This window comes from Micromonospora qiuiae, assembly GCF_016863555.1.
Taxonomy (GTDB): Bacteria; Actinomycetota; Actinomycetes; order Mycobacteriales; family Micromonosporaceae; genus Micromonospora; species Micromonospora qiuiae.
Window position 1 is genome coordinate 142,603 of the sequence record NZ_BOPC01000013.1, and the last position, 26,808, is coordinate 169,410.

Consider the following 26,808-nt stretch of genomic DNA (forward strand, 5'->3'; position numbering starts at 1 on the left):
CTCCTCAGGCGAAGGCGGGTTCGGGGCGGCTGTCGTCGGCGGCGGGCTGCGCCGGTGGGCGGCCGAGGGCAGGGTCGGCGGTGCCCCGGGCGGCGTGCCGGGCCAGCAACACCCAGTTGGTGACGGCGAGGGTGCCGAGCAGCAGGGTGAAGCCGATCAGTGAGACGGCCATCAGCCATCCGCTGATCGGGGAGACGGCCTGGTCCACCGGCAGCAGCCCGTACGCCACCCAGGGCTGGCGGCCGACCTCGCGGGAGATCCAGCCCAGGATCAGCGCCACGAAGGGCAGCGGTACGGCCAGCATGAGCAGCCACAGCGGAAACCGGAGCCGGATGATCCAGTCCCGCCAGAGCAGCGGCAGCAGCAGCCAGAGCAGGCCGAGGCCGAGGCCGATGAGGATCATGAATCCGAGCCCGACGTTGGCCAGTGTGGGCGGCAGGTAGTCGCCGGGCCCGAACCGGGCGCTCCACTCGGCGATCAGCGCCTCGGCCTCCGGGCTCGTGCCACCGAACTTGGTCGGCTGCACCGAAAGGACCGGCCCGAACTGCGCGAAGCCGAAGCCCTGCACCAGGCTGATCGCCAGCGTGGCGGTGACCACGCCGATCCGCAGCGAGGTCCGGAACAGGTCGTGATCGGGGGTGCGTCGGAGCAGGTGCCAGGCGCTGATCCCGGCCATCAGCAGCCCGCCGGTGAGCAGGGCCGCCGACACCACGTGCCCGAGCGCCATGCCCAGGGCCGGGTTGGTCAGCAGCGCGGAGAAGTCGGTCAGGTGGGCGACGCCGTCGCGTACCTCGTAGCCGACCGGGTTTTGCAACCAGGAGTTGGCCACCATGATCCAGAACGCCGAGGCGTACGCGGTGAGCGCCACGCCGTACAGCAGCGCGAGGTGTACGCCTCGGCGCAGCCGGTGCCAGCCGAAGATCCACATGCCGAGGAAGGTCGACTCCAGGAAGAACGCGACCAGGGTCTCGATCGCCAGCGGGGCGCCGAAGACGTTGCCCACGTAGCGCGACAGACCGCTCCAGTTCAGCCCGAACTGGAATTCCATCACGATGCCGGTGGCGATGCCGAGCACATAGTTGATCACGTAGAGCTGGCCCCAGAACCGGGTCAGCCGCTCCCAGCGGGGATTGCCGGTGACCACCCAGGCGGTCTGCAGTCCGACGAGGAGGGTGACCAGGCCGAGGGTGACGGCCACGAAGAGGAAATGAACCGAGGCGGTCGCGGCGAATTGCAGGCGGGCGAGGAGCAGGGTGTCCATGGCCAGCTCTCCTGGGGTGGGGGCCTGATTTAGTAGGGAGGCTACCGGTAGGCAACCTACCTATAGGGTGTCGCGCGGCCCGATCCCGGGAAGATCAGGGTCAGTTCAGGGTGGCTCAGCTCAGGAACAGGGAGATCGGCAGGGCGGCAGCGGTGGTGGTCACCGCGAGCGCGACGGCACCGAGCAGGCGCGGCGGGCGTTCGTTGACCATCAGCCGCTGCATTCGTACGGCCAGGTCCCGGTCGCCCATGCCGAGCGCGCCCGCCGGAGTGATCCGGTTGCCGGCGGTGGCGAAGCGCTGCAGCGCCCCGGCCAACGGTGCATCGGCGTGCAGTTCCCGGGCCTTGTCGTCGGCGCGCATCTCGACCAGCAGCGAGACCCGATCGTGCGCCTTCCTGACCCAGCCCAGCCAGGGCAGTGCCCGGCACAGCGCGGTGAACGGCAGCAGCACCAGGTCGTGCCGCTCCTGCGCGTGTGCCCGCTCGTGGGTGAGCACCGCCTCCAGTTCGGCTCGGCTGAGCAGGTCGAGCGCGCCCGCGCTGACCACCACCCGGGGCCGCACCCCGGGCAGGCAGTACGCGGCCGCACCCGGATGGTCGAGCACCAGCGCGCCGGGCACGGTGGGATCCCGTCGAGCCACCAGGGTGAGCAGGTCGCGGTGCCGGCGCTGGGCGCGTACCGCACCGTGGATGCTGCGTACCGTGGTGGTGAGCAGCACCGCCCCGATGCCGAAACCGACGCCCACCAGCCCCAGGTGCACGGCGCCCAGACCGGCCGGCAGGGTGCTGTGCCACAGGTCGTCGGCGAGCGCGAGCAGGGCGCTGCCGGTGCCCCGTTGGTACGGGGCCAGCCCGAGCGACATCGGCAGGCCCACCGCGGAGAGGCCGGCACCCAGGCCGACCGCCTGCCAGCAGAGGATCGCCACCCGGGGGCTGCGCCACGTCCAGGTGGAACGGGCCAGCACCTGCGCTATCAACCAGCACGCCAGCATCGACGCGGCGAAGTGCAGAGTGTGGGCCATGGCGTCGCCCCTACCGCTCCGCCGCCTCGTCGGCCAGGGCGGCCCGGAGCACGTCCGCCTCTGTGCCGGTGACCGAGCGGGCGAACCGGATCAGTGCCGCGTCCCGGCTGCCGCCGAGATCCAGCGCGGCGAGCATGAGCTGGGCGATGTGCGCCTCACGGCTCGCGGCGGGCCGGTAGCGCCAGGCGCGGCCCTCTCGCTCACGCTGCACCATGCCCTTGCCGGCGAGCCGGTCCAGCACCGTCATCACGGTGGTGTACGCCAGTTCCCGCCCGGCGAGGGCGTCGGCCACCTCGCGCACAGTGGCGCCGTTCGACGTGGCGGGGACGGAGTCCCACAGCACGTCCATCACCGCGCGTTCGAGATCACCAAGCCGAGTCACCCCCTGATCCTACCTCCCGTAGTAGACGCCTCCCAAGGCTCCCCGGACCACCGCCGCGACCTGCTCGGCCTCGATCAGGAAGCCGTCGTGACCGAAGTCGGACCGAATGGTGATCAGGGGCCGGGCGGTCGGTGCGGCGGCGAGCAACGCACCCTGCTCCGGCGGGAACAGTCGGTCGGAGTCGACCACGGCCACGGTGAGTTCGGCCCGGATCCTCGCCAGGGCCGCGTCCACCCCACCCCGCCCACGCCCGATGTCGTGGGCGTTCATCGATTCGGTGAGCACCAGGTAGGAGTTCGGGTCGAACCGCCGGCCAAGCTTGTCACCGTGGTGGTCCAGGTACGACTGCACCGCGAACCGGCCTCCCTCGGCCGGCTGCTCCCCGGGCTGCGGGGCGCGACCGAACCGCTCGTTCAGCTCGCGCGCCGAGCGGTACGTGACGTGGGCGATCTGCCGGGCGACCGCCATTCCGGCCAGGGGCGGCGGCCCGTCGTAGTAGTCGCCACCTCGAAAGTTCGGATCTGTTCGGATGGCGGCGAGCTGCGGCACGCTCCAGGCGATCTGATCGCCGGAGAAGTACGGCGTGGTGGCGATGGCGACACACCGGCGGACCCGCTCCGGGTACATGATCGCCCATTCCAGTGCCCGCATGCCGCCCATCGAGCCGCCGATGACCGCGGCGAACGACTTGATCCCGATCAGATCGGCCAGCGCGGCCTCGGCCCGTACCTGGTCCCGAGGGGTCAGGCGCGGGAAGCGCGACCCCCACGGCTTGCCGTCCGGCGCGGGCGTGGCCGGCCCGGTGCTGCCACGGCAGCCGCCGAGGACGTTCGCCGCGACGACGAAGTACCGGCGGTCGTCCAACGGCGCGCCGGGGCCGATCAGCCCGTCCCACCAGCCGGGCGTCGGCTGGTCCGGACCGGCCGGGCCGACCACGTGCGAGTCCCCGGTGAGGGCGTGCAGCACCAGCACCGCATTGTCGCCGGCGGAGTTCAGCGTGCCCCAGGTCTGATAAGCCATCCGTACGTCGGGCAGCACCCGCCCGGACTCCAGAGTCAGCTCGCCGATCTGGGCGGATCGCCGACCGGACACACCCGTGTCGAGGCCGGGCGGCTGCCCGGCCTCGGCACGCAGTGGGATGAGGGTCATCGCCGGATCAGGCATCCTTGGCGGCGATGAACCCGGCCTCCAGGTCGGCCAGGATGTCGTCGATGTGCTCGATTCCGACAGCGAGCCGGATCATCCCGGGGCCCACCCCGGCGGCCCGCCGCGCGTCGTCGGTGAGCTGCGCGTGGGTGGTCGACGCCGGGTGGATCACCAGCGATCGCACGTCGCCGATGTTGGCGACGTGGGAGTGCAGCTTCAGCGCGTCCACGAAGGCGATGCCGGCCTCGACCCCACCGCTCAGCTCGAAGGTGAGCAGGGCGCTGGCCCCGCGGGGGAGGTACTGGCGGGCACGGTCGTACCACGGGCTGGAGGGCAGGCCGGCGTAGTTGACGCTCACGACGTCGTCGCGCTGCTCCAGCCACTCGGCGACGGCCTGGGCGTTGGCGGCGTGCCGTTCCATCCGCAGCGACAGGGTCTCGATGCCCTGCAACAGCAGGAAGGCCGAGAACGGGGAGATCGCCGGACCGAGATCCCGCAGCAGTTGGACCCGCATCTTGATCGCGTACGCGCCGGGCCCCAGCGCCGGCCAGTACCGCAGTCCGTTGTACGTGGGGTCGGGCTCGACGAACTCAGGGAACCGCTCGGGGTGCGCGGAGAAGTCGAAGCTGCCACCGTCGACGACCACACCACCGATGGCGGTGCCGTGACCGCCGAGGTACTTGGTCGCGGAGTGGATCACCACGTCCGCGCCGTGTTCCAGCGGGCGCAGCAGGTAGGGCGTGGCGACGGTGTTGTCCACGAGCAGCGGGACGCCGACCTCGTGGGCAAGATCGGCGACCGCCCGGATGTCGAGGATGTTGCTGCGGGGGTTGCCGATGGACTCGCCGAAGAAGGCCTTGGTGTTCGGCCGGACCGCCGCCCGCCAGGCGTCGAGGTCGTCGGGGTCCTCGACGAAACTCACCTCGATGCCGAACTTCGGCAGGGTGTGGCGGAACAGGTTGTAGGTGCCGCCGTACAGGCTCGCGCTGGACACGATGTGGTCACCGCTGCGGGCCAGGTTGAGGATCGCCAGGGTCTCCGCGGACTGGCCGGAGGCCACGGCCAGGGCCGCGACACCGCCTTCGAGGGCGGCGACCCGCTGCTCCAGGACATCCTGGGTCGGGTTGTTGATCCGGGTGTAGATGTAGCCCGTCTCGGCCAGTGCGAACAGGCCCGCAGCGTGGTCGGCGTCGCGGAAGGCGAACGAGGTGGTCTGGTAGATCGGGGTTGCCCGGGCGCCGGTGGCCGGGTCCGGAGCGGCGCCCGCGTGCACCTGCAGCGTCTCGAAGGACCAGGTCGCTGGTGTGGGCTCGGCTGCAGTGGTGTCCGAGTCGGAGGTGGTCATGACGTATCTCCTTCAGGCCGGGTGGGCGGCCGTGTCGCTGCGGGCTACAGGGGCGAGGTCACCGGTCCGGATCTGACCGGACGGAGTCGGAGCGCAGAAAACAGGACCCGCCAGCGTCGATCACGAGATCGATGATCTGCAGCTGGCGGGCGGCGAGCCGCTCGGCTTGTCCCAAGGTGCCGATCTGGGGCGTCGCGCAAATCAGGCGCGACAGAGCGCGGTGGTGACACGCATCAGGTCGACGTGACGCCGTGAGCAAAGGCGCATCCGCAGCTGCGGGACCTGTGCGTGCGACATGTCGGGCTCCACTGACATCATGATCATTTAAGCTCGGTCTGTTAAATGTCAAACGCTAGCCTACCCGGCCGGGTTCGAGACGAATCGTCTCGAAGTGTGGATCCACGGTGACGGGCATAACTCAGACGCCCTTCGGGTGCCACACGGTCTTCGTCTCCAGCAGCCACGTCATCCGGCCCAACCCCGGGTCCCCCGACCAGTCGTGATCCGCCGGCCGGAGCACCCGCTTGAGGTTCTCTGCCGCCTTGACCTCCAGGTCGGCAGCCAGCTCGGGATCGGTCACCCCGGTCAGGTCGATCGCGTTGACGTCCATGTGCGCGGCCAACGTCGGCACGGTCTCGGCGTGGCGGCCGGTCAGGATGTTCACCACCCCGCCGGGCAGGTCCGAGGTGGCCAGCACCTCGGCCAGGGTCACCGCGGCGAGGGGAGCCGCCGGCGAGGCGGACACCACCACCGTGTTGCCGCTGACGATCGCCGGGGCGATCACGCTGACCAGGCCGAGCAGCGCCGGCGCCTCGGGGGCCACCACCGCCACCACGCCGGTCGGCTCGGGCGCGGAAAGATTGAAGTACGGCCCGGCCACCGGGTTCGCGCCGCCGTACACCTGCGGCAGCTTGTCGGACCAGCCCGCGTACCAGACCCAGCGGTCGGTCGCCGCGTCCACCTCGTCGCCGGGCACACCGAGGGCGACGAACTGCTCGCGCCGGCCCTCCAGCATCTCCGCCACCCGGTAGAGGATCTGACCCCGGTTGTACGCGGTCGCCCCGGCCCACCCCCGCACGGCGGCGCGGGCGGCGATTACCGCGTCCCGCGCGTCCTTGCGGGAGGCCAGCGACACGTTGGAGTCCTGCACGAGATACGACCGTCCCGACTCGCTGCGCGGGAACTTCCCGCCGATGAAGAGCTTGTACGTCTTGCGTACCGCGACCCGCTCAGACATTGAGGTACGCCTCCAGCCCGTGCCGGCCGCCCTCGCGACCGTAGCCCGACTCCTTGTAGCCCCCGAAGGGCGAGGTCGGGTCGAACTTGTTGAACGTGTTGGCCCAGACCACTCCGGCGCGCAGCCGGTCGGCCATCCACAGGATCCGGGAGCCCTTCTCGGTCCAGATCCCGGCCGACAACCCGTACGGCGTGTTGTTCGCCTTCTCCACGGCCTCGGCCGGGGTGCGGAAGGTCAGCACGGAGAGCACCGGGCCGAAGATCTCCTCCCGGGCGATCCGGTGCGCCTGGGTGACCCCGGTGAAGATGGTCGGCGCGAACCAGAAGCCCCGCTCGGGCAGTTCGCACGGCGGCGACCACTGCTGCGCACCCTCGGCGGCGCCAGCGTCGGTCAGCTCCCGGATCCGGGCCAGCTGGGCGGCGGAGTTGATCGCACCGATGTCGGTGTTCTTGTCCAGCGGGTCACCGACCCGCAGCCGGGCCATCCGCCGCTTGAGCGACTCCAGCACCGTCTCGGCGACGGACTCCTGGACCAGCAGCCGGGAGCCGGCGCAGCAGACGTGCCCCTGGTTGAAGAAGATCCCGTTGACGATGCCCTCGACCGCCTGGTCGACCGGGGCGTCGTCGAAGACGATGTTGGCGGCCTTGCCGCCCAACTCCAGGGTGAGCTTCTTGCGGCTGCCGGCGACCGCGCGGGCGATGGCCCGGCCGACCTCGGTGGAGCCGGTGAAGGCAATCTTGTCCACACCCGGGTGCTCGACCAGCGCCCGGCCGGTCTCGCCCGCCCCGGTGACGATGTTGACCACGCCGGCCGGCAGGTCGGCCTGCTGGCAGATCTCGGCGAAGAGCAGCGCGGTCAGCGGGGTGGTCTCGGCCGGTTTCAGCACCACCGTGTTGCCGGTCGCCAACGCCGGAGCGATCTTCCAGGCCAGCATGAGCAGCGGGAAGTTCCACGGGATGACCTGCGCCGCCACGCCCAGCGGCTTCGGGTCGGGACCGAAGCCGGCGTAACCGAGCTTGTCCGCCCAGCCCGCGTAGTAGAAGAAGTGCGCGGCGACCAACGGCAGGTCGACGTCCCGTGACTCCTTGATCGGCTTGCCGTTGTCCAGCGACTCCAGCACGGCCAACTCGCGGGAGCGCTCCTGGATGATCCGGGCGATCCGGTACAGGTACTTTGCCCGGTCCCGGCCCGGCATCGGGCCCCAGACCTGCTCGTACGCCTTCCGGGCGGCCCGGACCGCGCGGTCCACGTCCTGGCTGCCGCCCTCGGCGATCTCGGCGAGCACTTCCTCGGAGGCCGGATTGATCGACTTGAAGCTGCCGCCGTCGGTCGGGTCGACGAACGTCCCGTCGACGAACAGGCCATAGGACGGCTTGATGTCCACCACCGAGCGCGACTCGGGGGCGGGGGCGTATTCGAACATCGCGGTCAGTCCAGGGTGAAGTAGTCGGGGCCGGCGTAGACGCCGGTCTTCAGCTTGGTGCGCTGCATCAGCAGGTCGTTCAGCAGACTGGAGGCGCCGAAGCGGAACCAGTCCGGGTCCAGCCAGTCCGGCCCGACGGTCTCGTTGACCATGACCAGGTACTTGATGGCGTCCTTGGTGGTCCTGATGCCGCCGGCCGGCTTCACGCCGACCTGCCGTCCGGTGGCGGCCCGGAAGTCGCGGACCGCCTCCAGCATCACCAGCGTCACCGGCAGGGTGGCCGCGACCGGGACCTTGCCGGTGGAGGTCTTGATGAAATCGCCGCCGGCCAGCATCGCCAGCCAGGAGGCGCGGCGCACGTTGTCGTAGGTGGCCAACTCGCCGGTCTCCAGGATCACCTTAAGGTGGGCTCGCGGTCGCCCTTGGCGACCGGCATCAGCACCGCCGCAGGCATCCTTGATCGCCACGATCTCGTCGTACACCTCGCCGTAGCGACCGGCCAGGAAGGCACCTCGGTTGATCACCATGTCGATCTCGTCGGCCCCGGCCTCGACCGCCGCGCGGGTGTCGGCGAGCTTGACCTCCAGCGGCGCCTGACCCGACGGGAACGCCGTCGCCACGCTGGCCAGGTGCACTCCGCCGAGTCCGGTCGGCGCGGCGCCGCCCGCCGGTTCCGATCCGTCGGATGGCCGTCCGGTGGCGCTGCCGGGTCCCGGTCCGTCGGATGGCCGTCCGGGCCCGGTGGCGCGCAGCACCTCGGCCGCGTACGGGACCATCGAGGGATAGACGCAGACCGCGCCGACGTGCGGGCAGGACGGGTCGGCCGGATCCGGTCGCAGTGCCTTGGCGGCGAGCGCCCGCACCTTGCCCGGGGTGTCCGCCCCCTCCAGCGTGGTCAGGTCCACCATCCGAATGGCGAGGTCGATCGCCTGGGCCTTGGCGGTGGTCTTGATGGATCGGGTGCCGAGTTGGGCTGCCCGCTGCTCCGCGCCGACCTGGTCCACGCCCGGTAGGCCGTGCAGGAAGGCTCGCAGAGCAGTCTCGGATCGTCCCAGTTCGGAGAGGTCCGACCGGGCCGACGTCGCTGTCGCCGTCATGGCTGGAAGTCTACGCGGGCCGACCCGCAGTGATCTTGGTCGCTGCCGCTGCCGCTGCCGTTGTCGCTGTCGTTGTCGTTGTCGTTGTCGCTGCCGTTGCCCGAGCGAGTGCTGATCGGGTTCGGACTGTGGCGGTTCGCGGGTGAGCGACGCCGCTGGTCCGGGCGGGCCCCGCGCGCCGGCGGCCGGGCGGGGTAGGTTGACCGATCGTGGACGTACTCGTCATTGACCATCCGCTCGCCCAGTCTCGGCTGACCGCCATGCGGGACGAACGGACCGACGCCGCCTCGTTCCGGGCGGCGCTGCACGAACTCACCACCATGCTGGTGTACGAGGCGGCGCGCGCCTTCCCGGTCGAGAAGTACCCGGTGCAGACCCCGGTCACCGCCACCGAGGGCACCCGGCTGGCCAACCCGCCGCTGCTGGTGCCGGTGCTGCGGGCCGGGCTCGGCATGGCCGACGCCGCGCTGGGGCTGCTGCCCGAGTCGTCGATGGGTTTCGTCGGGCTGGCCCGCGACGAGGAGACGTTCGAACCGCGCGCCTACATGGAGTCGCTGCCCCGGGACCTGAGCGGCCTGCCGGTGCTGGTCCTCGACCCGATGCTGGCCACCGGCGGGTCGCTGGAGCACTGCTGCCGGCTGCTGGCCGAGCGTGGCTGCACCGACATCACCGTGCTCTGCGTACTGGCCGCGCCGGCGGGCATCGAGCGGCTGGAGCGTTCCGGCCTGCCTCTGCGTCTGGTCACCGCCTCGATCGACGAGGGCCTCAACGACAGCAAGTTCATCGTGCCCGGCCTCGGCGACGCCGGCGACCGCCAGTTCGGCGGCATGCCCCGCTTCTAACGGAGCCGGCGCCCGGCACCTCACCGTTGATCATGAGGTTAGCGGCAGTGGTTGATCTCCGTACTGCCGCTAACCTCATGATCAACGGGACGCTGGCGGCGACGCCTACCGGTGAGCCGGTCAGCAGGGTCAGCGGGGCAGTTGATCGGACCGGACGGCGGTGACGAAGGCGGACCAGGCGGCGGGTGCGATGGTGAGCGCCGGTCCGGCCGGGTCCTTGCTGTCCCGGATGCCGACGACACCGGGCAGGTTGTCGGCAACCTCGACACAGTCGCCGCCGTTGGTGCCGCTGCGGGTGCTGGTGCGCCAGCGGGCGCCGGTCAGGTCACTCATAGCACTCTCCCCGGATGGCATCGATCAGTTCCACTGATTGTCGCTCATCCAACGCGAGCGACTCCAGCCCTCGCCAGACCCGTTCATAGGCGGCGATTTCCGCCGGCTGGTCGAGGTAGAGCGCGCCGGTGAGCCCTTCGACGTAGACCGTCGGCGGCTCGCTGGGGGTGCCCAGTGTCGAGTCGGGAAAGTCGAGCAGGACGAAGGTGCCCGCCTCGGCGGCCAGCGGTGGACCGGCCGCCAGCGGCAGCACCCGGATCGTGATGTTGTGTCGTTGGCCGACGGTGAGCAGGTGCCGGAGTTGGTCGGCCATCACCGGCCGGTCCGGCACCGGGCGACGCAGCACCGCCTCGCTGAGCATCACGGTCAGGTGCGGGGCCGGCGGTAGCCGTCGGGCCAGCAGGCCCTGGCGCTGGATCCGTAGGTTCACCGCCTTCTGCCGCTCCTCCTCCGCCAGCTCCGGCCGGTTCTTCAAAAAGAGCGCGGTGGCGTACCCGGGGGTCTGCAACAGTCCGGGCACCAGTTCGGCGTTGTAGTGCCGGACGCTGCTGGCCACGCTCTCCAACCCCATGTAGAGCGAGAACCAGGCCGGGATGGAGCGGCCGTACGCGTGCCACCAACCCTCCGCCCGGCCGACCTCGGCGAGCCCGAGCAGCACGCTCGCCTGCTCCGGGGTGGCTCGGTACAGCTCGCAGAGCACTCGGACGTCCGGGGTCCGCGCGGCGGTGTCGCCCCGTTCGATGCGCCAGATCTTCTGCCGCGAGCAGCCCAGCTCCTCAGCGGCCGCGTCCATGCTGACCTGGGCGTCCATCCGAAGTTGAGTGAGCAGCCTGCCGAGTTGCCGTCGCGGCACCGTCGAACTGTTTGTTGCATGCACCGTGCAACACCCTCCGTCCCAGAATGCAACGCATACGGTTGAGCGGTGAAACGCCAAAAACCGTATTGCCCGCTAAAAGCGGAATATGACGATGGCTGATGTGGTGATGCTATTTGGTAGAGCCCTGAGTGAGCAAGCCGCAACGGAGTGTTGTTCTGGCGGGCGTCATCTTCCGGTCGTACCGTCCGAGCTATGCCTCGTCATCGGCGACCGCCACAACGAGGTCGGCGTCGCCTCTCCTATCAACTCGCCCGACTCCAGGCGCTCGATCATCGCCGATCGCCGATCGCCGATCGCCGTTTCGCCGTGATGGCGCCATCCCGACCGATCAGACACCGCCATACCGACGAAACGGAGTCGATGAACTGGCAGCGAAAGTCAGCGGCCGATCACTGAGAGGACGCACAGTGGAGGGGGTGAGGGCGGGCTGACTCATCCACTCCGTCAGCGCCGCGGAGCCAACGCCTCCCGCGATTAGCCGATATTCGCCTGTTAGCGGCAGAACCTTTGGTCGGGTGTCAAGTGAGTCCGGCAGTAGAGCGATGGTGACGTCCCGGCCCGTGCAGCGACCGGCCGATCTGCCTGAGGCGCTCTCTTCCGGCACCGTCGCCCAAGACGCCGCAAGTCGCGGGTCTGGGCACGAGATGCCGCGACTTGCGGCCTCAGCGAACCCGGACACCCCGACATGCCGCAAGCCGCGCCGCTCACCGGGCGGGATAGCGCGGCATGCCGCAACTCGTGCCCACCCGGTCGGCCGGAACGCCCCGACATGCCGCATCCCGCGCCATCCACCACCCCAGGCACAGAGCATTACCGGGCATGGACCCCGACCTCGCCTATTGCCGGTTTGTTAAAAGGGGGCCCTTCCTATACACGAGGCGTTAAAAAGGGGCCCTTCCTTACACGCCCAGGGCGTGGGCGATTTCGGTGCGTAGGGTTGCGACGGCGCTTGTGGCGTGCGAACGCGCCGCGGCCACGTCGCCGTCGGCGACCGGTTCCACCACTTCGAGGTACGCCTTGAGCTTCGGTTCGGTGCCGGAGGGGCGGATCACCACCCGGGCGGTGCCGGTACGCAGGATCAGCACATCCGCCTCGGGGAGCAGGTCCCGGGTCTCGGTGACCGGCTGGCCGAGCAGCGTGGTCGGGGTGGCGGCGCGGACGCGGGCCATCGCGTCGGCGATCAGCCGCAGGTCGTCGACGCGCACCGAGAGCTGATCGGTGTGGTGCACGCCGAACTCGGCGGCCAGCTCGTCCAGCCGGTCGGTGAGCGTGCGGCCCTGTGCCTTGAGGCCGGCGGCCAACTCGGCGACGGTCAGCGCGGCGGTGATGCCGTCCTTGTCCCGAACGTGCTCGGGGGCGACGCAGTAGCCGAGCGCCTCCTCGTAACCGAACACCAGCGGCTCGGCGCCACCGCCGGCTCGCACGATCCACTTGAAACCGGTCAGCGTCTCGTCGTACGGCAGACCCCGCGCGGCGCACATCGCCTGCAGCAGCGACGAGGAGACGATGGTGGTGGCGTACAGGCCGGTCACCCCACGCCGCATCAGATGGTCGGCGAGCAGTACGCCCAGCTCGTCCCCGCGCAGCATCCGCCAGCCGGGTCGCCCCGGCGCGGCCTGCGGACCGCCGGCACCGGCGCTGCCGTCCGATGTGACCGGACCGTTGCCGGGGTCGGGGACCGCGACGGCGCAGCGATCGGCGTCGGGATCGTTGGCGATGGCCAGGTCAGCGCCGGTCGATTCGGCAAGTGCGACCAGGCGGTCCACCGCTCCCGGCTCCTCGGGGTTGGGGAAGCTCACGGTGGGGAAGTCCGGGTCGGGCTCGGCCTGGTCCGGCACCACCCCGGGCACGGCGAACCCGGCGGCGGCGAAGGCGGCGGTGAGGACGGTCGCCCCGACGCCGTGCAGCGGGGTGTACGCCACGTTCAGGTCCCGAGCACCACCGGCGGGCACCACCTGCACCGCCCGGGCCACGTACCCGGCGACGAGGTCGTCGCCGAGCACCTGCCCGGTCGGGCCGAGCGGCACTTCGGCGAGCGGGCCGACGGCGCGGATGGCGGCCTCGATGCCGGCGTCGGCGGGCGGCACGATCTGCGCCCCGGCGCCCAGCGCCCCGCCGAGTTCGGCACCGAGGTAGACCTTGTAGCCGTTGTCCTGCGGCGGGTTGTGGCTCGCGGTCACCATCACTCCGGCGACCGCGCCCAGGTGCCGCACGGCGTAGGCGAGCACCGGGGTGGGCAGTGGGCGGGGGAGCAGCAGCGCCGGGCGTCCCGCCCCGGTGGCGACCTGGGCGGTCCGCTCGGCGAACTCGCGAGAGCCGCGCCGGGCGTCGTACCCGATCACCAGCGGGCCGGTGCCGCCCTGGGCCGCGAGCCAGGCGACCAGCCCGGCGGCGGCCTGGGTGACCACCGCCAGGTTCATCCCGTTGGGGCCGGCACGCAGCGGCCCGCGCAGCCCGGCGGTGCCGAAGGTCAGCGGCCCGGCGAACCGGTCGGCCAACTCGGCTGCGCTGGCCGGGAGGCGATCGAGCACCGCCCGCAACTCCGCCCGGTCGGCCGGGTCGGGGTCGTCGGCGAGCCAGCGCTCGGCCCGCTCGCGGAGGATGTCGAGGTCAGTGGTGTCCGCCGCCATGGCCTCTTGATAGCACGACGGCGGATCACCACGGACGCGCGCCCTGGCTGAGCCGGATGCGCGCGCCCTGGCTCAGCCGGCGGCGGTGAGCTGGAACGACTTCAGCATCTCGTCGTAGATCGGCTTGCTCTCCGCGAACCGGGAGTCGTTCGCGGTGAGGTAGAAGGAGTACATCCGGCCGTCGTGGGCCACCCCGTGCCACACACCGTGCCGCATGTCGTCACCCTCGCCGCAGGTGTACTCGAACTCGGCCGACGGCTTGCCGGCGAGTTCCTTGGTCTCCATGGAGATCTGGGTGTACGGCTTGGCGCAGGAGGTGGCCTTGTCGCGCAGGAAGTTCTCCGCGCTCTGCGCCCAGCGGGCCGAGTCGCCGCGCCACTCCTCGTTGAGGATGCGGACCCGCCGGCCGCTGTCCTCCGGGTCGGTGTAGTCGACGTAGACGGCACCCTTGGGCGCGGCCTTCTTCCAGCCCTTGGGCACCAGCACCCGCACACCGCGCGCCGAGTGCTCCTGCATCTCGACGCCGGGGCCCTCCTCGCTGGTGTTGGCCGGGTCGGCGACCGGGGTGGTGGGCGGCGCGTCGTCGCCGCCGGAGAGCGCCACGACGCCGATCACCAGGAGCAGCACGAGGCCGCCGGCCGCAGCGAGTTGGATCTTGCGCGGCCAGCCCTTCACCGTGGCGACCAGACGGGCGCCGGTGGCCTTCGCCCGGTCGAGCGGGCTGCTGCCGCCACCACCGCCGGCCGGTGGCTGTGCACCGTACGGCTGGCTCGGCGCCGCCGGCCACTGGCCGGCACCGTAGCCGCCGCCGAGATGCTGGGTGGCCTCCGGCGCTCCGCCGCCGTAGCCGAACACCTCGGGCCCGACGCGCTGGGTCGCGTCCGCGCCGATGCGCTGGGTGCTGTCGGCGCCGATGCGCTGGGTCGCTTCGGCCCCGCCGATCCGCTGGGTGGCTTCGGCCCCGCCGATGTGTTGGGTGGCTTCGGCCCCGCCGATGTGTTGGGTCGCCTCCGCCCCGCCGCCGTAGGTGCCGCCGTAGGTGCGGCCGACTGGTGTGGGGGACGTGACGTTCTGCGGCGCCGGTCGGGCCAGCGCGTCGGCGTTGGTGTCATCCATCGCGGCGGCGCTGACCGGGGCGACCTGCCCGGGGCGCTCACCGCGGCGCAGCGCGGCGAGCCGGTCGGTCAGCGACTCGCCCGGGGCGAGCATCGCAGGGCCGCCGATCTGCCCGCTCGGCTCGGGCTTCTTCGCCGGCGGCGCGGTGATCGGCGCGGGCTGCGGCATCTGCATCACCGAGTACGGGTCGGTCATCGAGTTGACCGCAGCGGCGTTGCTGCTCAGCGGCCCGGCGAGCAGTTCGCGCAGCATGGCGCGGGCGGTGTGCACGTCGAGCCGGCGGGCCGGGTCCTTCTCCAGCAGCCCCATCAGCACCCGGGTCAGCGGGCCGCTGCGCTGCGGCGGGGCGGGCGGGTCCTCGACCACCGCGTGCATGGTCTCGATCGGGTCGCCCCGGTCGAAGGGCGGGCGACCCTCCACCGCGGTGTAGAGCGTCACGCCGAGCGAGAAGAGATCGCTGGGCGGGCCGAACTCCTGGCCCATGGCCCGCTCGGGCGAGATGAAGTGCGGTGAGCCGAGCACCATGCCTGGCGTGGTGAGCTGAACGTCGGTGGGCATCCGCGCCACCCCGAAGTCGGTCAGCACGCAACGCCCGTCGGAGCAGATCAGCACGTTGGCGGGCTTGACGTCGCGGTGCAGTACGCCGATCGCGTGAGCCACCTCCAGCGCGCCGAGCAGGGCAATCCCGATCTTGGCGACCACCCGCTGGGCGATCGGACCGTCCTCGATCACCATGTCGGCGAGGCTGCGGGCGTCGAGGAGTTCCATCACGATCCACGGCCGACCGCCCTCGGTGACCACGTCGTACACCTGCACAACGGCAGGGTGGGCGAGGGCGGCGGCGGCGCGGGCCTCGCGCAGGGTGCGTTCGTACATCGCGTCGCGGTCGCTCGGGGCCAGGCCCGGCGGGAGGACGACCTCCTTGACCGCCACGTCGCGGCGCAGAAGTGTGTCTGTGGCCCGCCAGACCGTGCCCATGCCACCGTTGCCGACCGTGGAGCGCAACGAGTACCGGTCACCGATGACGGTGCCGGGTGTCGCGCGGTCGTTGGTGGGGATGCTGACTGGTCCGCCGCTCCACGTCGGGATCTGAGTCACAGAAAAGCCACCGGGGGAAGTCGAGGGGGGCTGGGACACAACTCCCCTATCTTGCTAGTTCAGACGCCCGATGCGAAAGCCGGCGCGGGGGACGTTTAACTTACTCAGCAGTACGCGTCCTCGCGCTCACCTTCGGTGATGGGCGTCCGTGGACCATGCGCCAGTATGCCGGCTTTCGGCGCCGCCACCGAGTCCAACGCGCGGTGCCGCCGGTGTTGCGAGCCGGCGCGACGGGCCCCTCGTGCTCTCGCACCCGGACGCGGGCATGCGGCTGTGTCGTGACGGCCGATTGCGGGTATCGGGTCGGAATGGGCGGCCGTTGCACTCTGAGTGACCGTTGACGCACACGATGTGCGGTTGCGAATCGGCGGGTCGTGTGAGGGTCCACGGACGCCGATCGCCGAGCGCGGTCGGGTAGTTGTCGTAGGTCGTTCCGCTGGTGCGACCAATGCGACAATTCGGAACGAGGCTGCGGGGATCCGAGGAGATTCTTGACCCGCGGACCCGGTTACGCGTTGTAGGAGGTGTGCGGCGGATGGCGGGCCTTGACCGTGATCTACCTGCTGTCCTGCGCGACGACGAGGGCTCTCAGCAGGGCATACGTGACGCTGTGCGGTCCGATCATCACCAGAACGACGTTGCGCAGAGTTACCATGGTCGGTCTACCCTGTCTGCTGTTCTTCCCGGTGATCCATTCAGTCCTAGTGATCGAGAATCCGACGTGACGAGTGCGTTGACGGCGCCCGGCGGCGCTTGGACGTCATCCTCGCCGGCGACCTCACCCGCCGTGCAGCCACTGCCCGACGGCCTGGACGAGCTGTTGACCCGGCAGGTACCAGCCCTCGTCGCGACCCGTCGGCACATCCACGCCCATCCCGAGTTGGCCGGTGCGGAGTTCGAGACCACCGCCCTGGTGCACCGGCGGCTGACCGAGATCGGCCTGCGGCCCCGGCTGCTGCCCAAGGGCAACGGCGTGATCTGTGACATCGGCGCCGGGGATGGCCCGCTGGTCGCCTTCCGTGCCGATCTGGACGCCCTGCCGATGACCGACGGCAAGGACGTCGACTACCGGTCGACCGTGCCGGGCGTCTGCCACGCCTGCGGTCACGACGCGCACACCACGATCCTGCTCGGACTCGCGCCGTTGCTCGCCCGCCTCGTCGATCGGGGCCGGTTGCCCGGGCGAGTGCGGTTGATCTTCCAGCCGGCCGAGGAGGCGGTGCCCTCGGGCGCCCCGGAGGTGATCGAGGCGGGCGGCCTGGACGAGGTCTCGTCGATTTTCGCCGTGCACTGCGCACCGCAACTGCCGGTGGGTTCGGTCGGGGTGCGTACCGGCCCGTTGACGGCAGCCTCGGCCACCCTGGAGGTCCGCCTCGGCGGCCCGGGCGGGCACACCGCCCGCCCACACCTGACCACCGACCTGATCGACCTGCTCGGCCGGGTGGCCGTCGACCTGCCCGCCCAACTCGCCCGGCGGATGGATCCGCGCTGGCCGGTCTCCGTCGTCTGGGGTGCGGTGCACGCCGGGGTGGCGTTCAACGCCATCCCCGCCCAGGGGTACCTGCGTGGGACGGTCCGTTCGCTGCACCGCGAGGCCTGGCAGGACGCCGGTGAGATCATCGCGAAGCTGGTGTCGGACCTGGTCAGCGGCACCGGGGCCGACGTCGAGGTGGAGTACGTCCGAGGATTCCCGCCGGTCGTGAACGACAAGCACGCCACCGATCTGATCAGCGCCGCCGCCGCCCGCGGGCTGGGTCCCGAGAACGTCTTCGAGGCCGAGGTCAGCATGGGTGGCGAGGACTTCTCCTACTACCTCGAGCGGGTGCCCGGATCGATGATCCGACTCGGGGTGGCGCCGCCCGGCGCGACCGCCTGGTGCGACACCCACCACCCCGGCTTCGACATCGACGAGCGGTCGATCGAGTACGGCGTACGGCTTCTCGCGCACACCGCTCTCGCTGCTCTCGGCGCCCCGCCACCGGCGGACACGGGAGGTGCCCGATGAACCCCACCCTGTCGCACCCCGACGACCTCGTCGATCAGGTGGAGGAGTTGATCGAGGCGTTGACACCCGGCTCCTCGCCGGAACCGCCCACGGACATCTGGTACGTCTGCTACGGCTCCAACATGAGCCTCGACCGGCTGTCGTACTACCTGGTCGGCGGGCGTCCCCCGGCGGGCGCGCTGACCTATCCGGGCTGCCGGGACAAGAGCCTGCCGAGCGACAGCCGGGCCGTCCGACTGCCCGGCACGATCTACTTCGCCCTGGAGGCGCGCGCCTGGACCGGCGGGATGGCCTTCTACGACCACGAGCACCCCGGCGGGACGCCGGCGCGGGCCTACCGGCTCACCGTCTCGCAGTTCTCCGACATCATCGCGCAGGAGATGTGCCTGGAGCCCGGGGACGACATCGACCTCAGCGAGGCGATGAGCCACGGACGGTTGACCCTCGGCCCGGGCTGCTACCAGACCCTGCTACACCTCGGTGCGCTCGCCGGGCTGCCCGCCTTCACCTTCACCTCGCCCTGGCGCAGTCACGAGGTCGAGCATCGCAAGCCGGCCGCGGTCTACCTGCGCCACCTGGCCACCGGGCTCGCCGAGGCGCACCGCTGGTCGCCGTACCGGATCGCCGCCTACCTCAGCAGCCGGCCCGGCTCGATGGGCAACTGGACGCCGGACGAGGTTCGGCTCCTGCTGACCGAGCCCGATGCTGCACCGGCATCCCCAGCAGCAAAGGAGGACCGGTCGTGCACCCCAGCGTGACAACGGCCGACCCGGACACCACCGGCCTGTTCCTGAAGCACCAACGGGAACACGACTGCTCCGACTGCGGCCACCCGTACCTCGACGCCGACCTCACGTCCGTCGGCCCACACGTGCGTCGACTGCGAGTCGGCGGCGGCACCATCGTGGCCGACGCCACAGCCCCGGTACGCGAACTGCACGTCCTTCCGCACTGCGGCACCGAGCTGCCGCCGGACCTGCTCGCCGCCGTCGACCCGGCGGACTACGGGAAGCTGGCCCAGTTGGTGCACGACAACCTGGATCTCGGCACCGCCGCCATCTACCGGCACCTGGTGGAGGACATCGTCGCGGGGCGAGCGCCCGGGGTGGCGGTCGCCGGCTTCCACCTGTCCCGCATCCTGCTCGACGCCAACCGGGACGCGGCCCACGAGCAGGTTCCGGAGAACCCGTACGCCGGCAGCGCCGAACTGTACCGGGACTACCACCTCAGCGAGGGGCTGCGGCTGCGGGAGGAGGAGCTGCTGCCCTGGCTGACGGCCGTCGACGACCTGCTGCGGGAGATGGACGGCCAGGGCGCCGTCTACCACCACCACACCTACGACGTGTACTCGATCAGCCCGCGTCCCTGGGACCGGGGCTTCACCACCAAGCGCCCGGCCTTCCAACTGATCTGGCGACGGTCGCCGGTGGACCGGGCCGGTAACTATCTGGCCGCGGGCGACCCGGGACTGGCCCGGTTGGCCGACATCGAGGCGGTCCGCGACGACATCCGCGACTTCCTGGAGCAGGAGATCGGGGTCGGTAACGGCACCGGCCAGGTCGACTACCCGTTGCTGCTGCCGGTGCTGCCGTTCCGTGGCACCCGGCAGGGCGATCCGGCCTCCCCGCGCCACCTCGTCTACGACCTGCGCAAGGATCTGCTCGCCACGGAATCGCAGATCCGCTCCTGGGTGACCACGGCCCCGTGGCGTTTCCGGGAGACGAGCCATGCGGAGGTACGCTCGGACCCAGCGGCCACCCCCTCCGCCAACCTGAGCTGACCTCGCACGGGGAGGGTCGAAGTGGTGGTTCGACCATGAGTCTGCCGCGAGGTGTCCATTCTGCTCGCCGACCTCCGTACCGAGGCGCTCGATCTGATCACCTTGAAGGCTGCGGAGAGCAGCCCGGACGGGATCGCAGTCCCCGTACGTGAGGTGGCCGGTCAACTCGTCGCGCTCGCGGAGCGTGGATCTGAACCCGTGTAGCTCGCCCCGGTCGTCCACCGCGTAGCCGAGGAACACCACGGACGAGTCGATCACCGCGAAGTTGACGTTCAGCCAACGCAGGAAGATCAGCATGGTCAGGAAGATCAGCGGCGCCGCCCAGTTCAGGCTCTCGATGAAGATGTTGTCGGCGATGCTGACCGCCAGGGCCACGACGAGAGCGAAGGTGATGAGCCGGGACTCCAGCTCCTCCATCCGGGGATGCTCGATGCGGTCGCTCGGCAAGGGACGCCACCTCCCCGGAGATCGACGACGCCCATCATGACGGGCTGTCACGCCGAGTATGGCGGAGCGCCGCCGTACGTGTTGCCGTCCGCAGTGGACCCGGCCCAGTGGTGACCGTTCGGCCGGCGCGAACGGCCACCACCGTTTCCCGAAATGGCCCGTCAGGAGGACGACCGGGTGTGCGGCACCGGCGTCGGCGCCCCGCCCTCGGGCGGTGGCGCAGCGGCGGGCGGTGGCGTGGTGACGAGCGGTGCGACGGGGGTGGCCTCCGGGCGACGCTTGCCGTGCCGACGGCGCAGCCACCACAGCACCCCCAGCGGTACGCCGAGCACCAGCAGCCACGGCAGGACCGCCCCGAGCACGGTGAGCAGGACGGTCATCGAGGTCAGGAAAACCTTCCAACCGCCGCGGAGCCCGACCAGGAAGCCGATCTCGTTCTTCTCCTCGGCGATGCTCGCATCCGGCCCGACCAGGGTGACGGTGACCGCCGACAGTGCGGTCAGGTCGGTCAGCCGCCGCTTCTTCGCCTCCAGCGAGGCGAGGTCGGCCTCCCGCCGGCCCAGTTCGTTTTCCAGAGTGACCAGATCGCTGATCGAGCTGGCCCGCTCGAGCAGCCGCCGCGCGCTCTCCACCCGGGCCCGCTGGCTGGTGATGCGGGCATCGAGGTCGATGCTCTCCTCGGTGACATCCTGAGTGTTGATCTCACGCTGCTGCTGGACGCCGAGATCCGCGAGCTCTTCCACCACCGCGTAGAACCGGTCCGCCGGCACCCGCAGCTGCAACTCCGCGACCGCGTCGGCGTCGGAACTGCGTCGCTGGTCCGCGCCGACGAAGCCACCGGCCCGGGTGGCCGTGGCGGCGGCCCTGCGCGCGGCCGCCGCGACATCGTCCACCTTCACCTGGAGCGATCCGGTGTAGATGATCGAACGCTGGTCGACCCGGGTGTCGGTCGCCGCTCCGGTGCCGCCCTGCCTCTCCTCCGGGGCGGCGTTGCCGCCCTCGTGCGCCGGCCCGGCGGCGGCCCCCGCGTCGGTCGCCGTCGTACTGTCGCTGCCGCTGCCGCTCCCGCAGCCGGCGAGCAGCAGCAGGACGACCGCCACCGCCACCGCCGGAGATCGCCGCGATCTTCGCACGCTCATCCCCGTTCCCCTTTCATTTTTCCCGCATCGGTGATAGCTCGGACGGCCCGCGCCACCCCACGGGTTCCGGCAGACTGCGCTCAGGACGTCACGATTCGATATGGGAGGCATCACGATGCGGCTCACCAAGTACGCCCACTCGTGCCTGCGGGTCGAGCACGACGGAGGGGTGCTGGTCGTCGATCCGGGAATGTTCAGCGAACCGGCGGTGGCGCTGGACGGGGTCGACGCGGTGCTGATCACCCACGAGCACCCCGACCACGTCGATGTCGAAGCGGTCAACCGGCAGTTGACGCGGCGCCCGTTCGTCATCCACGCCCCGGCCGCGCTCGCCGACACCCTGGGGGACGCGGCCGAGATGCTGCGTCCGGTCGTGCCGGGGGAGTCGTTCACCGCCGCCGGCGTCCCGGTACGCGCCTACGGCGGCCGGCACGCGGTGATCCACCCCGACATCCCGGTGGTGGAGAACCTCGGTTACCTGATCAACGATGTCGTCTACCACCCCGGCGACGCCCTGTTCGTCCCGGACGACGTTCAGGTCGACACCCTCTTCGCGCCGATCCACGCGCCCTGGTCGAAGTTCTCCGAGGTGGTCGACTTCATCCGCGCGGTGTCCCCGCGCCGGGTCTTCGCCCTGCACGACGCGCTGCTCAACGACAACGGGTACGCGGTGCTCGACCGGCAGTACACCGCCCTGTCCGGCAGCGCGTACCAACGGCTGGAGCCGGGCAGCCGGATCGACGGCTGAACCGATGCCCGACCTCCCGCGCGACCTCGTCGAGCGGCTCTACCGAACGCCGCCGGACCGGTTCGTCGCCGCCCGGGACACCGCCGCCGCCGAGGCGCGTCGCGCCGGCGACCCCGGGTCCGCTCGGCAGATCGCCCGGTTGCGCCGGCCCACGGTGGCCGCCTGGCTGGTCAACCTGCTCGCCATCGAACGCCCCGAACTGGTGGCCGACCTGGTGCAGCTGGCCGATGCTCTGCGCGACGCCCAACGCGAACTGCGCGGCTCGCGCCTGCGGGAACTGTCGGGGCAGCGGCGGGCCGCGGTCGGCGCGCTCGTCGCCGAGGTACGCCGGCTCGCCGCCGGGGTCGAAGGGGCGCCCGCGGGCGGAAAGCTGCCGCTGGGCGAGGTCGAGTCGACGCTGAACGCCGCGCTCTCCGACGCGGAGGTGGCCGAGCAGGTGCGTGCCGGCCGGCTGCTGCGGTCCGTGCACTACGCCGGGTTCGGCGAGGTGCCCAGGCCCCAGCTGCGCCTGGTGACCGGCGGTGAGGAGCCGCCGGCCGCCACGGCCCGCGAGCGCCGGCCGGACCGGGGCGCGTTGCGGGCCGAGCAGGCGCGGCGGGCGGCGCGGGCGGAACTGGCCCGCCGCCGTACGGCACTGGAGAAGGAACTGGCACGGGCGCGTACCGACCAGGAACGGGCCGAGGCGGAGCTGGCCGGCGCGGCGGCGACCGAGCGGGACGGGAGCGCCGCCCTGGACGCCGTCGAGACGGAACTGGCCGAGCTGGAGCGTCACCGAGCCATCGCCGAGCAGGAACTGAGCCGAGCGCGGTTGGCCCGCCGGGCGGCCGAGCGGGCCGCCAGTGCCGCCCGGCGCCGTACCGGTGAGGTCGAGGCCGCGATGGAGGCGTTGGCAGCCGAGGAGGGGGATGCCGGCGGCGGCGACGGGGCGGCAGACTGATTCTCGTGGACGGACCTACCGCCGGATCCCTCATGGACGGTGCTGCGGACGAATTCCTCGTGGGCGGGCGTTCGGGCGGAGCGGGATGACCCCGGAACAGGCGGCCGCGGCCGGCAAACCGGCGGTGCTGGCGCTCGGAGAGGCCTACAACCGGTGTCCCACCACCCTGAACCGGGCCCGGTTGCTCGGCATCTCGGGCTGGGCGTTCTACATCACCGGCCGGGCCGGCGCGCTGGGCGACGTCCGAGCCGAGACGGTGGCCGCCGCGCTCGGCTTCATCGCCCCCGACGCGGTCGCCGACGGCTGGGACGCCGCCGTCCGCACCGCACGGCCCTTCGAGGTGGCCGCCGCCAGCCTGGCCGAGTGCTGCCGCTGGGGCGACGAGAACCTGTCCGCGCTGCCCGGCGTCGACCGGCTCGCCACGCTGGTCGAACGGGCGGTCGCGGCAGCCGACGCCAGCGGGATGCCGCTGTTCGCGGCGTGGCGGGCCATGCCGCCGCAGGCGCAGCACCCCGGTGCCCGGGCCGCCGCCGGGCTGCGCCTGCTCCGGGAGCATTTCACCGGCGCCCATCTGGTCGCCGTGCGGGCCAGCGGGATGAGTCCGCTGGAGGCGGTGCTGGCCGGCCCGGAGGGCGAGAGCGGCGCGGTCGCCTGTGGGTGGCCGCCGCCGTACCCACCGGTCGGACCGCTGGTCCGGCGCCGGCTGTGGGCCGAGGCGGTGACCGACCGGCTCGTCTCACCCGCGTTCGGGGCGCTTGGTCCCGGCGACTGCGCCGAGCTGCTGGAACTACTGGCCGTGACGCGGGCGCACACCCAGGGCTGACGAACCGCCCGAAACGGGTACGGACCACCCGGGCTTCGGGGCCGGGGCCCGGTCCGACGGCGGCCGATAGCAGACTGGGGGCGTGGAAGACGTACTACGCCGACGCGGTGCCGGTGGGGCGGGACCGCAGCTCGAGGACGTAGTCGTCCGGCGCGCCCGCCTTCTCGGCGGCGTTCGCGATCTCCGACAGGTACCACGAGGTGGGCAACCCGCCCTCGTAGCCGTCGAAGACGTAGACCCAGGCGGTCACGTCGCCATCCAGAGTCGACACGCGGACGGTCAGCTTCCGGTAGGTGCCGGAGGTCACGCCCTCGATCTCGTCCAGCTGGGCCGCGTCGTAGGGGTGGATGTCGTAGAGCGCGACGAACACCCGGTCGCCGGGCGACTCGACCACCGTGCTGACCGCACCCTCCCAGCCGATGACGTCCTCACCGGCGAAGGTGAGGCGCCATCCTTCCAGCCAGCCGATGCCCACCATTGGCGAATGCGGGCAGTATGCCCGCATTCGGGCGGGGTCCAGGTTCGAGCCGTAGGCGGCGTAATGACGCACGGCGATGACGATAGCCCGGCTGGCGCGTGGGGGAGAATACGGCGGTGCGTGTCGCACGTGTCGAGAAGAAGAAAATCACTGTGAGCATGGACGAGGGGCGGTCGTGGTGAGCCGGATCGTGATCATCGGCGGGGGGCCGGCGGGCTACGAGGCGGCACTGGTCGCCGCCCAGATGGACGCCGACGTCACCGTGGTGGAGGCCGACGGCGCCGGCGGTGCCTGCGTGCTCTCCGACTGCGTACCGTCGAAGACCTTCATCGCCAGCTCGGAGGTGGTCACCGGGTACCGCGACACCGAGGTGTTCGGGGTGCACTCCGGCGGCCTGGACGCCGTCACCGTCGACGCCCGCGCGGTCCACGAGCGGGTCAAGCGCCTCGCCCTGGCCCAGTCCGCCGACATCCACGCCAAGCTGCTCAAGGCGGGGGTCACGTTCGTCTCCGGCCAGGCTCGGATGGGCGAGGACACCCTCGGCCACACCCACCGCGTGATCGTCACGCCCGGCGGCGAGGAGGCGGCGTACGCGATCGACGCCTCGACGGTGCTGATCGCCACCGGCGCGACCCCGCGCCAGCTGCCCACCGCGGTGCCCGACGGCGAACGCATCCTGACCTGGCGGCAGGTGTACGACCTGCCTGAGCTGCCGCAGCACCTGATCGTGGTGGGTTCCGGCGTGACCGGTGCCGAGTTCGCCAGCGCGTACCTGGCGATGGGGATCGAGGTGACCCTGGTCTCCAGCCGGGACCGGGTGATGCCGCACGAGGACGCCGACGCCGCGCAGGCGATCGAGCGGGTTTTCCGCTCCCGGGGCATGACCATCCTGAACAACTCCCGCGCCGAGGGCGTCCGCCGCACCTCCGACGGCGTCGAGGTCGAGCTCTCCGACGGGCGCAAGGTGTACGGCTCGCACGCGCTGATCGCGGTCGGTTCGATCCCGAACACCGGCGAGCTGGGGCTGGCCGAGTACGGCGTCGAGCTGGCCCGGGGCGGCTACGTCACGGTCGACCGGGTCTCCCGTACCAACGTGCCCGGCATCTACGCGGCCGGTGACTGCACCGGGGTGCTGCCGCTGGCCAGCGTCGCCGCCATGCAGGGCCGGATCGCCATGTGGCACGCGCTCGGCGAGGCGGTCCGGCCGCTGCGGCTACGGACGGTCGCGGCGAACGTCTTCACCGACCCGGAACTGGCCACCGTGGGCGTCTCCCAGAACGAGGTGGACGCCGGCAAAATCCCCGCCCGGCAGGTGATGCTGCCGTTGGCCGGCAACGCCCGAGCGAAGATGGACGAGGTGGCCGACGGCTTCGTCAAGCTCTTCTGCCGCCCCGCCAGTGGCCAGGTCATCGGTGGCGTGGTGGTCGCCCCGAAGGCCAGCGAGCTGATCCTGCCGATCACCATGGCGGTGGAGAACAACCTCACCGTCAACGAGCTGGCCCAGACCATCACCATCTACCCGAGCCTCTCCGGCTCCGTCACCGAGGCCGCCCGCCAGCTCATGCTCCACGAACTCGAATAACCCCACCCCCCACCCCTCACCCTCCCCACCCGCCACGCTCCCCGCCACCCCCACCTCTTCGTCGATCATGCAGTTGTGGTCGCTGGTTCGTCCCGATTCGCGGCTTTTGCGGCGACCAAAACTGCATGATCGCGGGAAGCGGGGAGGGGGCGGCGGGGGGTGGGGAGGGGGGTGGGGAGGGTGGCGAGGAGGGTCAGGAGGGTTACCTCGGTGAGGATGAGGGCGCGTTCGATGAGGCCGTAGAGGGCTCGGTCGCCGGGGTAGGCGGACCAGACCATCGCCACGGCCAGCAGCAGGCTGGCCAGGGTCAGGGCGCGCAGCCAGCGGCGGGCGCGGATGCCGGGGGAGAGTCGGTCGGCGAGCAGCCAGCCGGCGATCGGCAGCGCCAGAAAGGCAGCCACCGAGGCGTACCGGTGCACGTAGGCGGCAGTGCCCATGCCGGTGCCGGGCGGGTTGGTCGGCACCAGCCCCGACACCAGCAGACCGCCCGCCCAGATCGCCAGCAGCCACTCGGCCACCCGACCGCGGCGACCGACCGTGACGGCCGTGCCTGCGGGCGCACCACAGTAGGGGCGGCCGAGCCTGTTCAGGGCCGGGATGAGCACGGCCGAGGCTGCGGCGAGCAGCAGCATCGCCACATGGATCAACCCGCCGGACTCGGAGACGGCGTAGTCGCTGACGGTCAGGCGCAGTGGGTCCAGGTCGTCCACGCCGGTGTGACCGATGACGGCGAGCAGTGCCGCGAGGGCGATCCCGCCGAGGGCCAGTACACCGTGGTTCCGGGTTCCAGGCATGCCTCAGCCTGGCCCCAGCGGCACCCCAGACGGATCCGGGACGAGCACGGAAAATCACCCCGGGGACCTCCCCTACCGGCTGCCGCCGCCCGGTCTGGGATTGCCCTGAGGACGTGTCCGACATCACCGTAATGATCCCCGACGGACGTGAGCAGCGACAGCTCGCCATGCGGCCGCGAGCGGACGGCCCGACCTGCGTACATCGAAGTTGATTAGTGGCGGGTCGTGGTCGCCGGATGGCGCTGCAGCGGCGTACCGTTGTCGGCG

The 26,808-nt window shown here is 71.3% G+C and carries 24 protein-coding genes; 9 read left to right on the top strand and 15 right to left on the bottom strand.

The window, feature by feature from the left end; translation table 11 throughout:
• Positions 1–4 precede the first annotated feature (4 nt).
• The 8 genes from Vqi01_RS05350 to deoC all read right to left on the bottom strand — a co-directional run bounded on the left by Vqi01_RS05350 (position 5) and on the right by deoC (position 8,912).
• On the bottom strand, positions 5–1,261 hold the full coding sequence (locus Vqi01_RS05350) for a cytochrome ubiquinol oxidase subunit I (RefSeq protein ID WP_204033369.1): 1,257 nt from the start codon (positions 1,259–1,261) through the stop codon (positions 5–7).
• 115 nt (positions 1,262–1,376) lie between these two features.
• Entirely contained in the window at positions 1,377–2,282 is a 906-nt protein-coding gene (locus tag Vqi01_RS05355) for a M56 family metallopeptidase (RefSeq protein WP_204033370.1), read from the bottom strand.
• 10 nt (positions 2,283–2,292) lie between these two features.
• Positions 2,293–2,664 carry a BlaI/MecI/CopY family transcriptional regulator gene (locus tag Vqi01_RS05360; RefSeq protein WP_204033372.1) on the bottom strand — a complete coding sequence of 124 codons (372 nt, stop codon included), beginning with the start codon at positions 2,662–2,664 and terminating at the stop codon, positions 2,293–2,295.
• A 9-nt stretch (positions 2,665–2,673) separates the two neighbouring features.
• Positions 2,674–3,813 carry a homoserine O-acetyltransferase MetX gene (gene metX, locus Vqi01_RS05365; protein ID WP_204033373.1) on the bottom strand — a complete coding sequence of 380 codons (1,140 nt, stop codon included), beginning with the start codon at positions 3,811–3,813 and terminating at the stop codon, positions 2,674–2,676.
• Between the two features lie 7 nt (positions 3,814–3,820).
• Entirely contained in the window at positions 3,821–5,155 is a 1,335-nt protein-coding gene (locus tag Vqi01_RS05370; protein ID WP_204033374.1) for a bifunctional o-acetylhomoserine/o-acetylserine sulfhydrylase, read from the bottom strand.
• Positions 5,156–5,573: 418 nt separating this feature from the next.
• On the bottom strand, positions 5,574–6,392 hold the full coding sequence (locus Vqi01_RS05375) for an aldehyde dehydrogenase family protein (RefSeq protein WP_204033375.1): 819 nt from the start codon (positions 6,390–6,392) through the stop codon (positions 5,574–5,576).
• Positions 6,385–7,815, bottom strand: a complete 1,431-nt coding sequence (locus Vqi01_RS05380; protein WP_204033377.1) for an aldehyde dehydrogenase family protein — start codon at positions 7,813–7,815, stop codon at positions 6,385–6,387. Before Vqi01_RS05380 ends, Vqi01_RS05375 begins: the two co-directional genes overlap by 8 nt.
• 5 nt (positions 7,816–7,820) lie before the next feature.
• The gene (gene deoC, locus Vqi01_RS05385) at positions 7,821–8,912 is read right to left on the bottom strand and encodes a deoxyribose-phosphate aldolase (protein WP_204033378.1); all 1,092 of its coding nucleotides are present in this window, start codon (positions 8,910–8,912) and stop codon (positions 7,821–7,823) included.
• Between the two features lie 209 nt (positions 8,913–9,121).
• Between deoC and upp the strand changes: the two genes are divergently transcribed.
• Entirely contained in the window at positions 9,122–9,754 is a 633-nt protein-coding gene (gene upp, locus Vqi01_RS05390) for a uracil phosphoribosyltransferase (RefSeq protein ID WP_204033379.1), read from the top strand.
• Between the two features lie 129 nt (positions 9,755–9,883).
• On the opposite strand, the gene Vqi01_RS05395 is transcribed toward upp, so the two are convergent.
• The 4 genes from Vqi01_RS05395 to Vqi01_RS05410 form a co-directional block, all read right to left on the bottom strand.
• A complete protein-coding gene (locus Vqi01_RS05395) occupies positions 9,884–10,087 on the bottom strand; it encodes a DUF397 domain-containing protein (RefSeq protein WP_204033380.1) in 204 nt (67 codons plus the stop codon).
• A complete protein-coding gene (locus tag Vqi01_RS05400) occupies positions 10,080–10,940 on the bottom strand; it encodes a helix-turn-helix domain-containing protein (protein WP_307825020.1) in 861 nt (286 codons plus the stop codon). The genes Vqi01_RS05395 and Vqi01_RS05400 overlap by 8 nt, the downstream gene beginning before the upstream one ends.
• Positions 10,941–11,863: 923 nt before the next feature.
• A complete protein-coding gene (locus Vqi01_RS05405) occupies positions 11,864–13,594 on the bottom strand; it encodes a phospho-sugar mutase (RefSeq protein WP_204033381.1) in 1,731 nt (576 codons plus the stop codon).
• Positions 13,595–13,666: 72 nt separating this feature from the next.
• Positions 13,667–15,808 carry a serine/threonine-protein kinase gene (locus Vqi01_RS05410; RefSeq protein WP_204033382.1) on the bottom strand — a complete coding sequence of 714 codons (2,142 nt, stop codon included), beginning with the start codon at positions 15,806–15,808 and terminating at the stop codon, positions 13,667–13,669.
• Positions 15,809–16,529: 721 nt separating this feature from the next.
• On the opposite strand from Vqi01_RS05410, the gene Vqi01_RS05415 reads away from it, so the two are divergent.
• From Vqi01_RS05415 to Vqi01_RS05430, 4 genes are read left to right on the top strand one after another with little or no spacing between them, the layout of a single operon-like run.
• A complete protein-coding gene (locus tag Vqi01_RS05415) occupies positions 16,530–17,813 on the top strand; it encodes an amidohydrolase (RefSeq protein ID WP_239098199.1) in 1,284 nt (427 codons plus the stop codon).
• Complete coding sequence (locus tag Vqi01_RS05420) at positions 17,810–18,571, top strand: histone deacetylase (protein WP_239098200.1); 762 nt, start codon at positions 17,810–17,812, stop codon at positions 18,569–18,571. The genes Vqi01_RS05415 and Vqi01_RS05420 overlap by 4 nt, the downstream gene beginning before the upstream one ends.
• The gene (locus Vqi01_RS05425; RefSeq protein WP_204033384.1) at positions 18,556–19,593 is read left to right on the top strand and encodes a hypothetical protein; all 1,038 of its coding nucleotides are present in this window, start codon (positions 18,556–18,558) and stop codon (positions 19,591–19,593) included. Before Vqi01_RS05420 ends, Vqi01_RS05425 begins: the two co-directional genes overlap by 16 nt.
• Before the next feature lie 51 nt (positions 19,594–19,644).
• A complete protein-coding gene (locus Vqi01_RS05430) occupies positions 19,645–19,797 on the top strand; it encodes a hypothetical protein (RefSeq protein ID WP_204033385.1) in 153 nt (50 codons plus the stop codon).
• 404 nt (positions 19,798–20,201) lie between these two features.
• Here Vqi01_RS05430 and Vqi01_RS05435 read toward each other — a convergent pair whose 3' ends face one another.
• Complete coding sequence (locus tag Vqi01_RS05435; protein ID WP_204033386.1) at positions 20,202–21,179, bottom strand: DUF4349 domain-containing protein; 978 nt, start codon at positions 21,177–21,179, stop codon at positions 20,202–20,204.
• A 115-nt stretch (positions 21,180–21,294) separates the two neighbouring features.
• Here Vqi01_RS05435 and Vqi01_RS05440 point away from each other — a divergent pair, with 115 nt between their 5' ends.
• The 3 genes from Vqi01_RS05440 (at position 21,295) to Vqi01_RS05450 (ending at position 23,687) form a co-directional block, all read left to right on the top strand.
• Entirely contained in the window at positions 21,295–21,927 is a 633-nt protein-coding gene (locus Vqi01_RS05440; RefSeq protein ID WP_204033387.1) for an MBL fold metallo-hydrolase, read from the top strand.
• Between the two features lie 4 nt (positions 21,928–21,931).
• Positions 21,932–22,864: a hypothetical protein gene (locus tag Vqi01_RS05445; RefSeq protein ID WP_204033389.1), complete on the top strand. Its 933-nt coding sequence runs from the start codon at positions 21,932–21,934 to the stop codon at positions 22,862–22,864.
• A gap of 85 nt (positions 22,865–22,949) precedes the next feature.
• Positions 22,950–23,687 carry an SCO6745 family protein gene (locus Vqi01_RS05450; protein ID WP_204033390.1) on the top strand — a complete coding sequence of 246 codons (738 nt, stop codon included), beginning with the start codon at positions 22,950–22,952 and terminating at the stop codon, positions 23,685–23,687.
• Positions 23,688–23,781: 94 nt separating this feature from the next.
• Here the strand turns inward: Vqi01_RS05450 and Vqi01_RS05455 are convergent, their stop codons facing one another.
• Positions 23,782–24,237 (bottom strand): gamma-glutamylcyclotransferase, encoded by a 456-nt coding sequence (locus Vqi01_RS05455; RefSeq protein ID WP_043719680.1) that lies wholly within the window; start codon positions 24,235–24,237, stop codon positions 23,782–23,784.
• Positions 24,238–24,343: 106 nt separating this feature from the next.
• Between Vqi01_RS05455 and Vqi01_RS05460 the strand changes: the two genes are divergently transcribed.
• Complete coding sequence (locus Vqi01_RS05460) at positions 24,344–25,747, top strand: NAD(P)H-quinone dehydrogenase (protein WP_204033459.1); 1,404 nt, start codon at positions 24,344–24,346, stop codon at positions 25,745–25,747.
• Positions 25,748–25,812: 65 nt separating this feature from the next.
• On the opposite strand, the gene Vqi01_RS05465 is transcribed toward Vqi01_RS05460, so the two are convergent.
• Positions 25,813–26,541: a DUF998 domain-containing protein gene (locus Vqi01_RS05465; RefSeq protein WP_204033391.1), complete on the bottom strand. Its 729-nt coding sequence runs from the start codon at positions 26,539–26,541 to the stop codon at positions 25,813–25,815.
• Positions 26,542–26,808 lie beyond the last annotated feature (267 nt).

Bases quoted from the DNA above. Each gene is read 5' to 3' on its own strand.
- Vqi01_RS05350 (WP_204033369.1), bottom strand. From the start codon at position 1,261: ATGGACACCCTGCTCCTCGCCCGCCTGCAATTCGCCGCGACCGCCTCG.
- Vqi01_RS05355 (WP_204033370.1), bottom strand. From the start codon at position 2,282: ATGGCCCACACTCTGCACTTCGCCGCGTCGATGCTGGCGTGCTGGTTG.
- metX (WP_204033373.1), bottom strand. From the start codon at position 3,813: ATGACCCTCATCCCACTGCGTGCCGAGGCCGGGCAGCCGCCCGGCCTC.
- Vqi01_RS05370 (WP_204033374.1), bottom strand. From the start codon at position 5,155: ATGACCACCTCCGACTCGGACACCACTGCAGCCGAGCCCACACCAGCG.
- Vqi01_RS05375 (WP_204033375.1), bottom strand. From the start codon at position 6,392: ATGTCTGAGCGGGTCGCGGTACGCAAGACGTACAAGCTCTTCATCGGC.
- Vqi01_RS05380 (WP_204033377.1), bottom strand. From the start codon at position 7,815: ATGTTCGAATACGCCCCCGCCCCCGAGTCGCGCTCGGTGGTGGACATC.
- deoC (WP_204033378.1), bottom strand. From the start codon at position 8,912: ATGACGGCGACAGCGACGTCGGCCCGGTCGGACCTCTCCGAACTGGGA.
- Vqi01_RS05395 (WP_204033380.1), bottom strand. From the start codon at position 10,087: ATGAGTGACCTGACCGGCGCCCGCTGGCGCACCAGCACCCGCAGCGGC.
- Vqi01_RS05405 (WP_204033381.1), bottom strand. From the start codon at position 13,594: ATGGCGGCGGACACCACTGACCTCGACATCCTCCGCGAGCGGGCCGAG.
- Vqi01_RS05420 (WP_239098200.1), top strand. From the start codon at position 17,810: ATGAACCCCACCCTGTCGCACCCCGACGACCTCGTCGATCAGGTGGAG.
- Vqi01_RS05435 (WP_204033386.1), bottom strand. From the start codon at position 21,179: ATGAGCGTGCGAAGATCGCGGCGATCTCCGGCGGTGGCGGTGGCGGTC.
- Vqi01_RS05440 (WP_204033387.1), top strand. From the start codon at position 21,295: ATGCGGCTCACCAAGTACGCCCACTCGTGCCTGCGGGTCGAGCACGAC.
- Vqi01_RS05445 (WP_204033389.1), top strand. From the start codon at position 21,932: ATGCCCGACCTCCCGCGCGACCTCGTCGAGCGGCTCTACCGAACGCCG.
- Vqi01_RS05450 (WP_204033390.1), top strand. From the start codon at position 22,950: ATGACCCCGGAACAGGCGGCCGCGGCCGGCAAACCGGCGGTGCTGGCG.
- Vqi01_RS05465 (WP_204033391.1), bottom strand. From the start codon at position 26,541: ATGCCTGGAACCCGGAACCACGGTGTACTGGCCCTCGGCGGGATCGCC.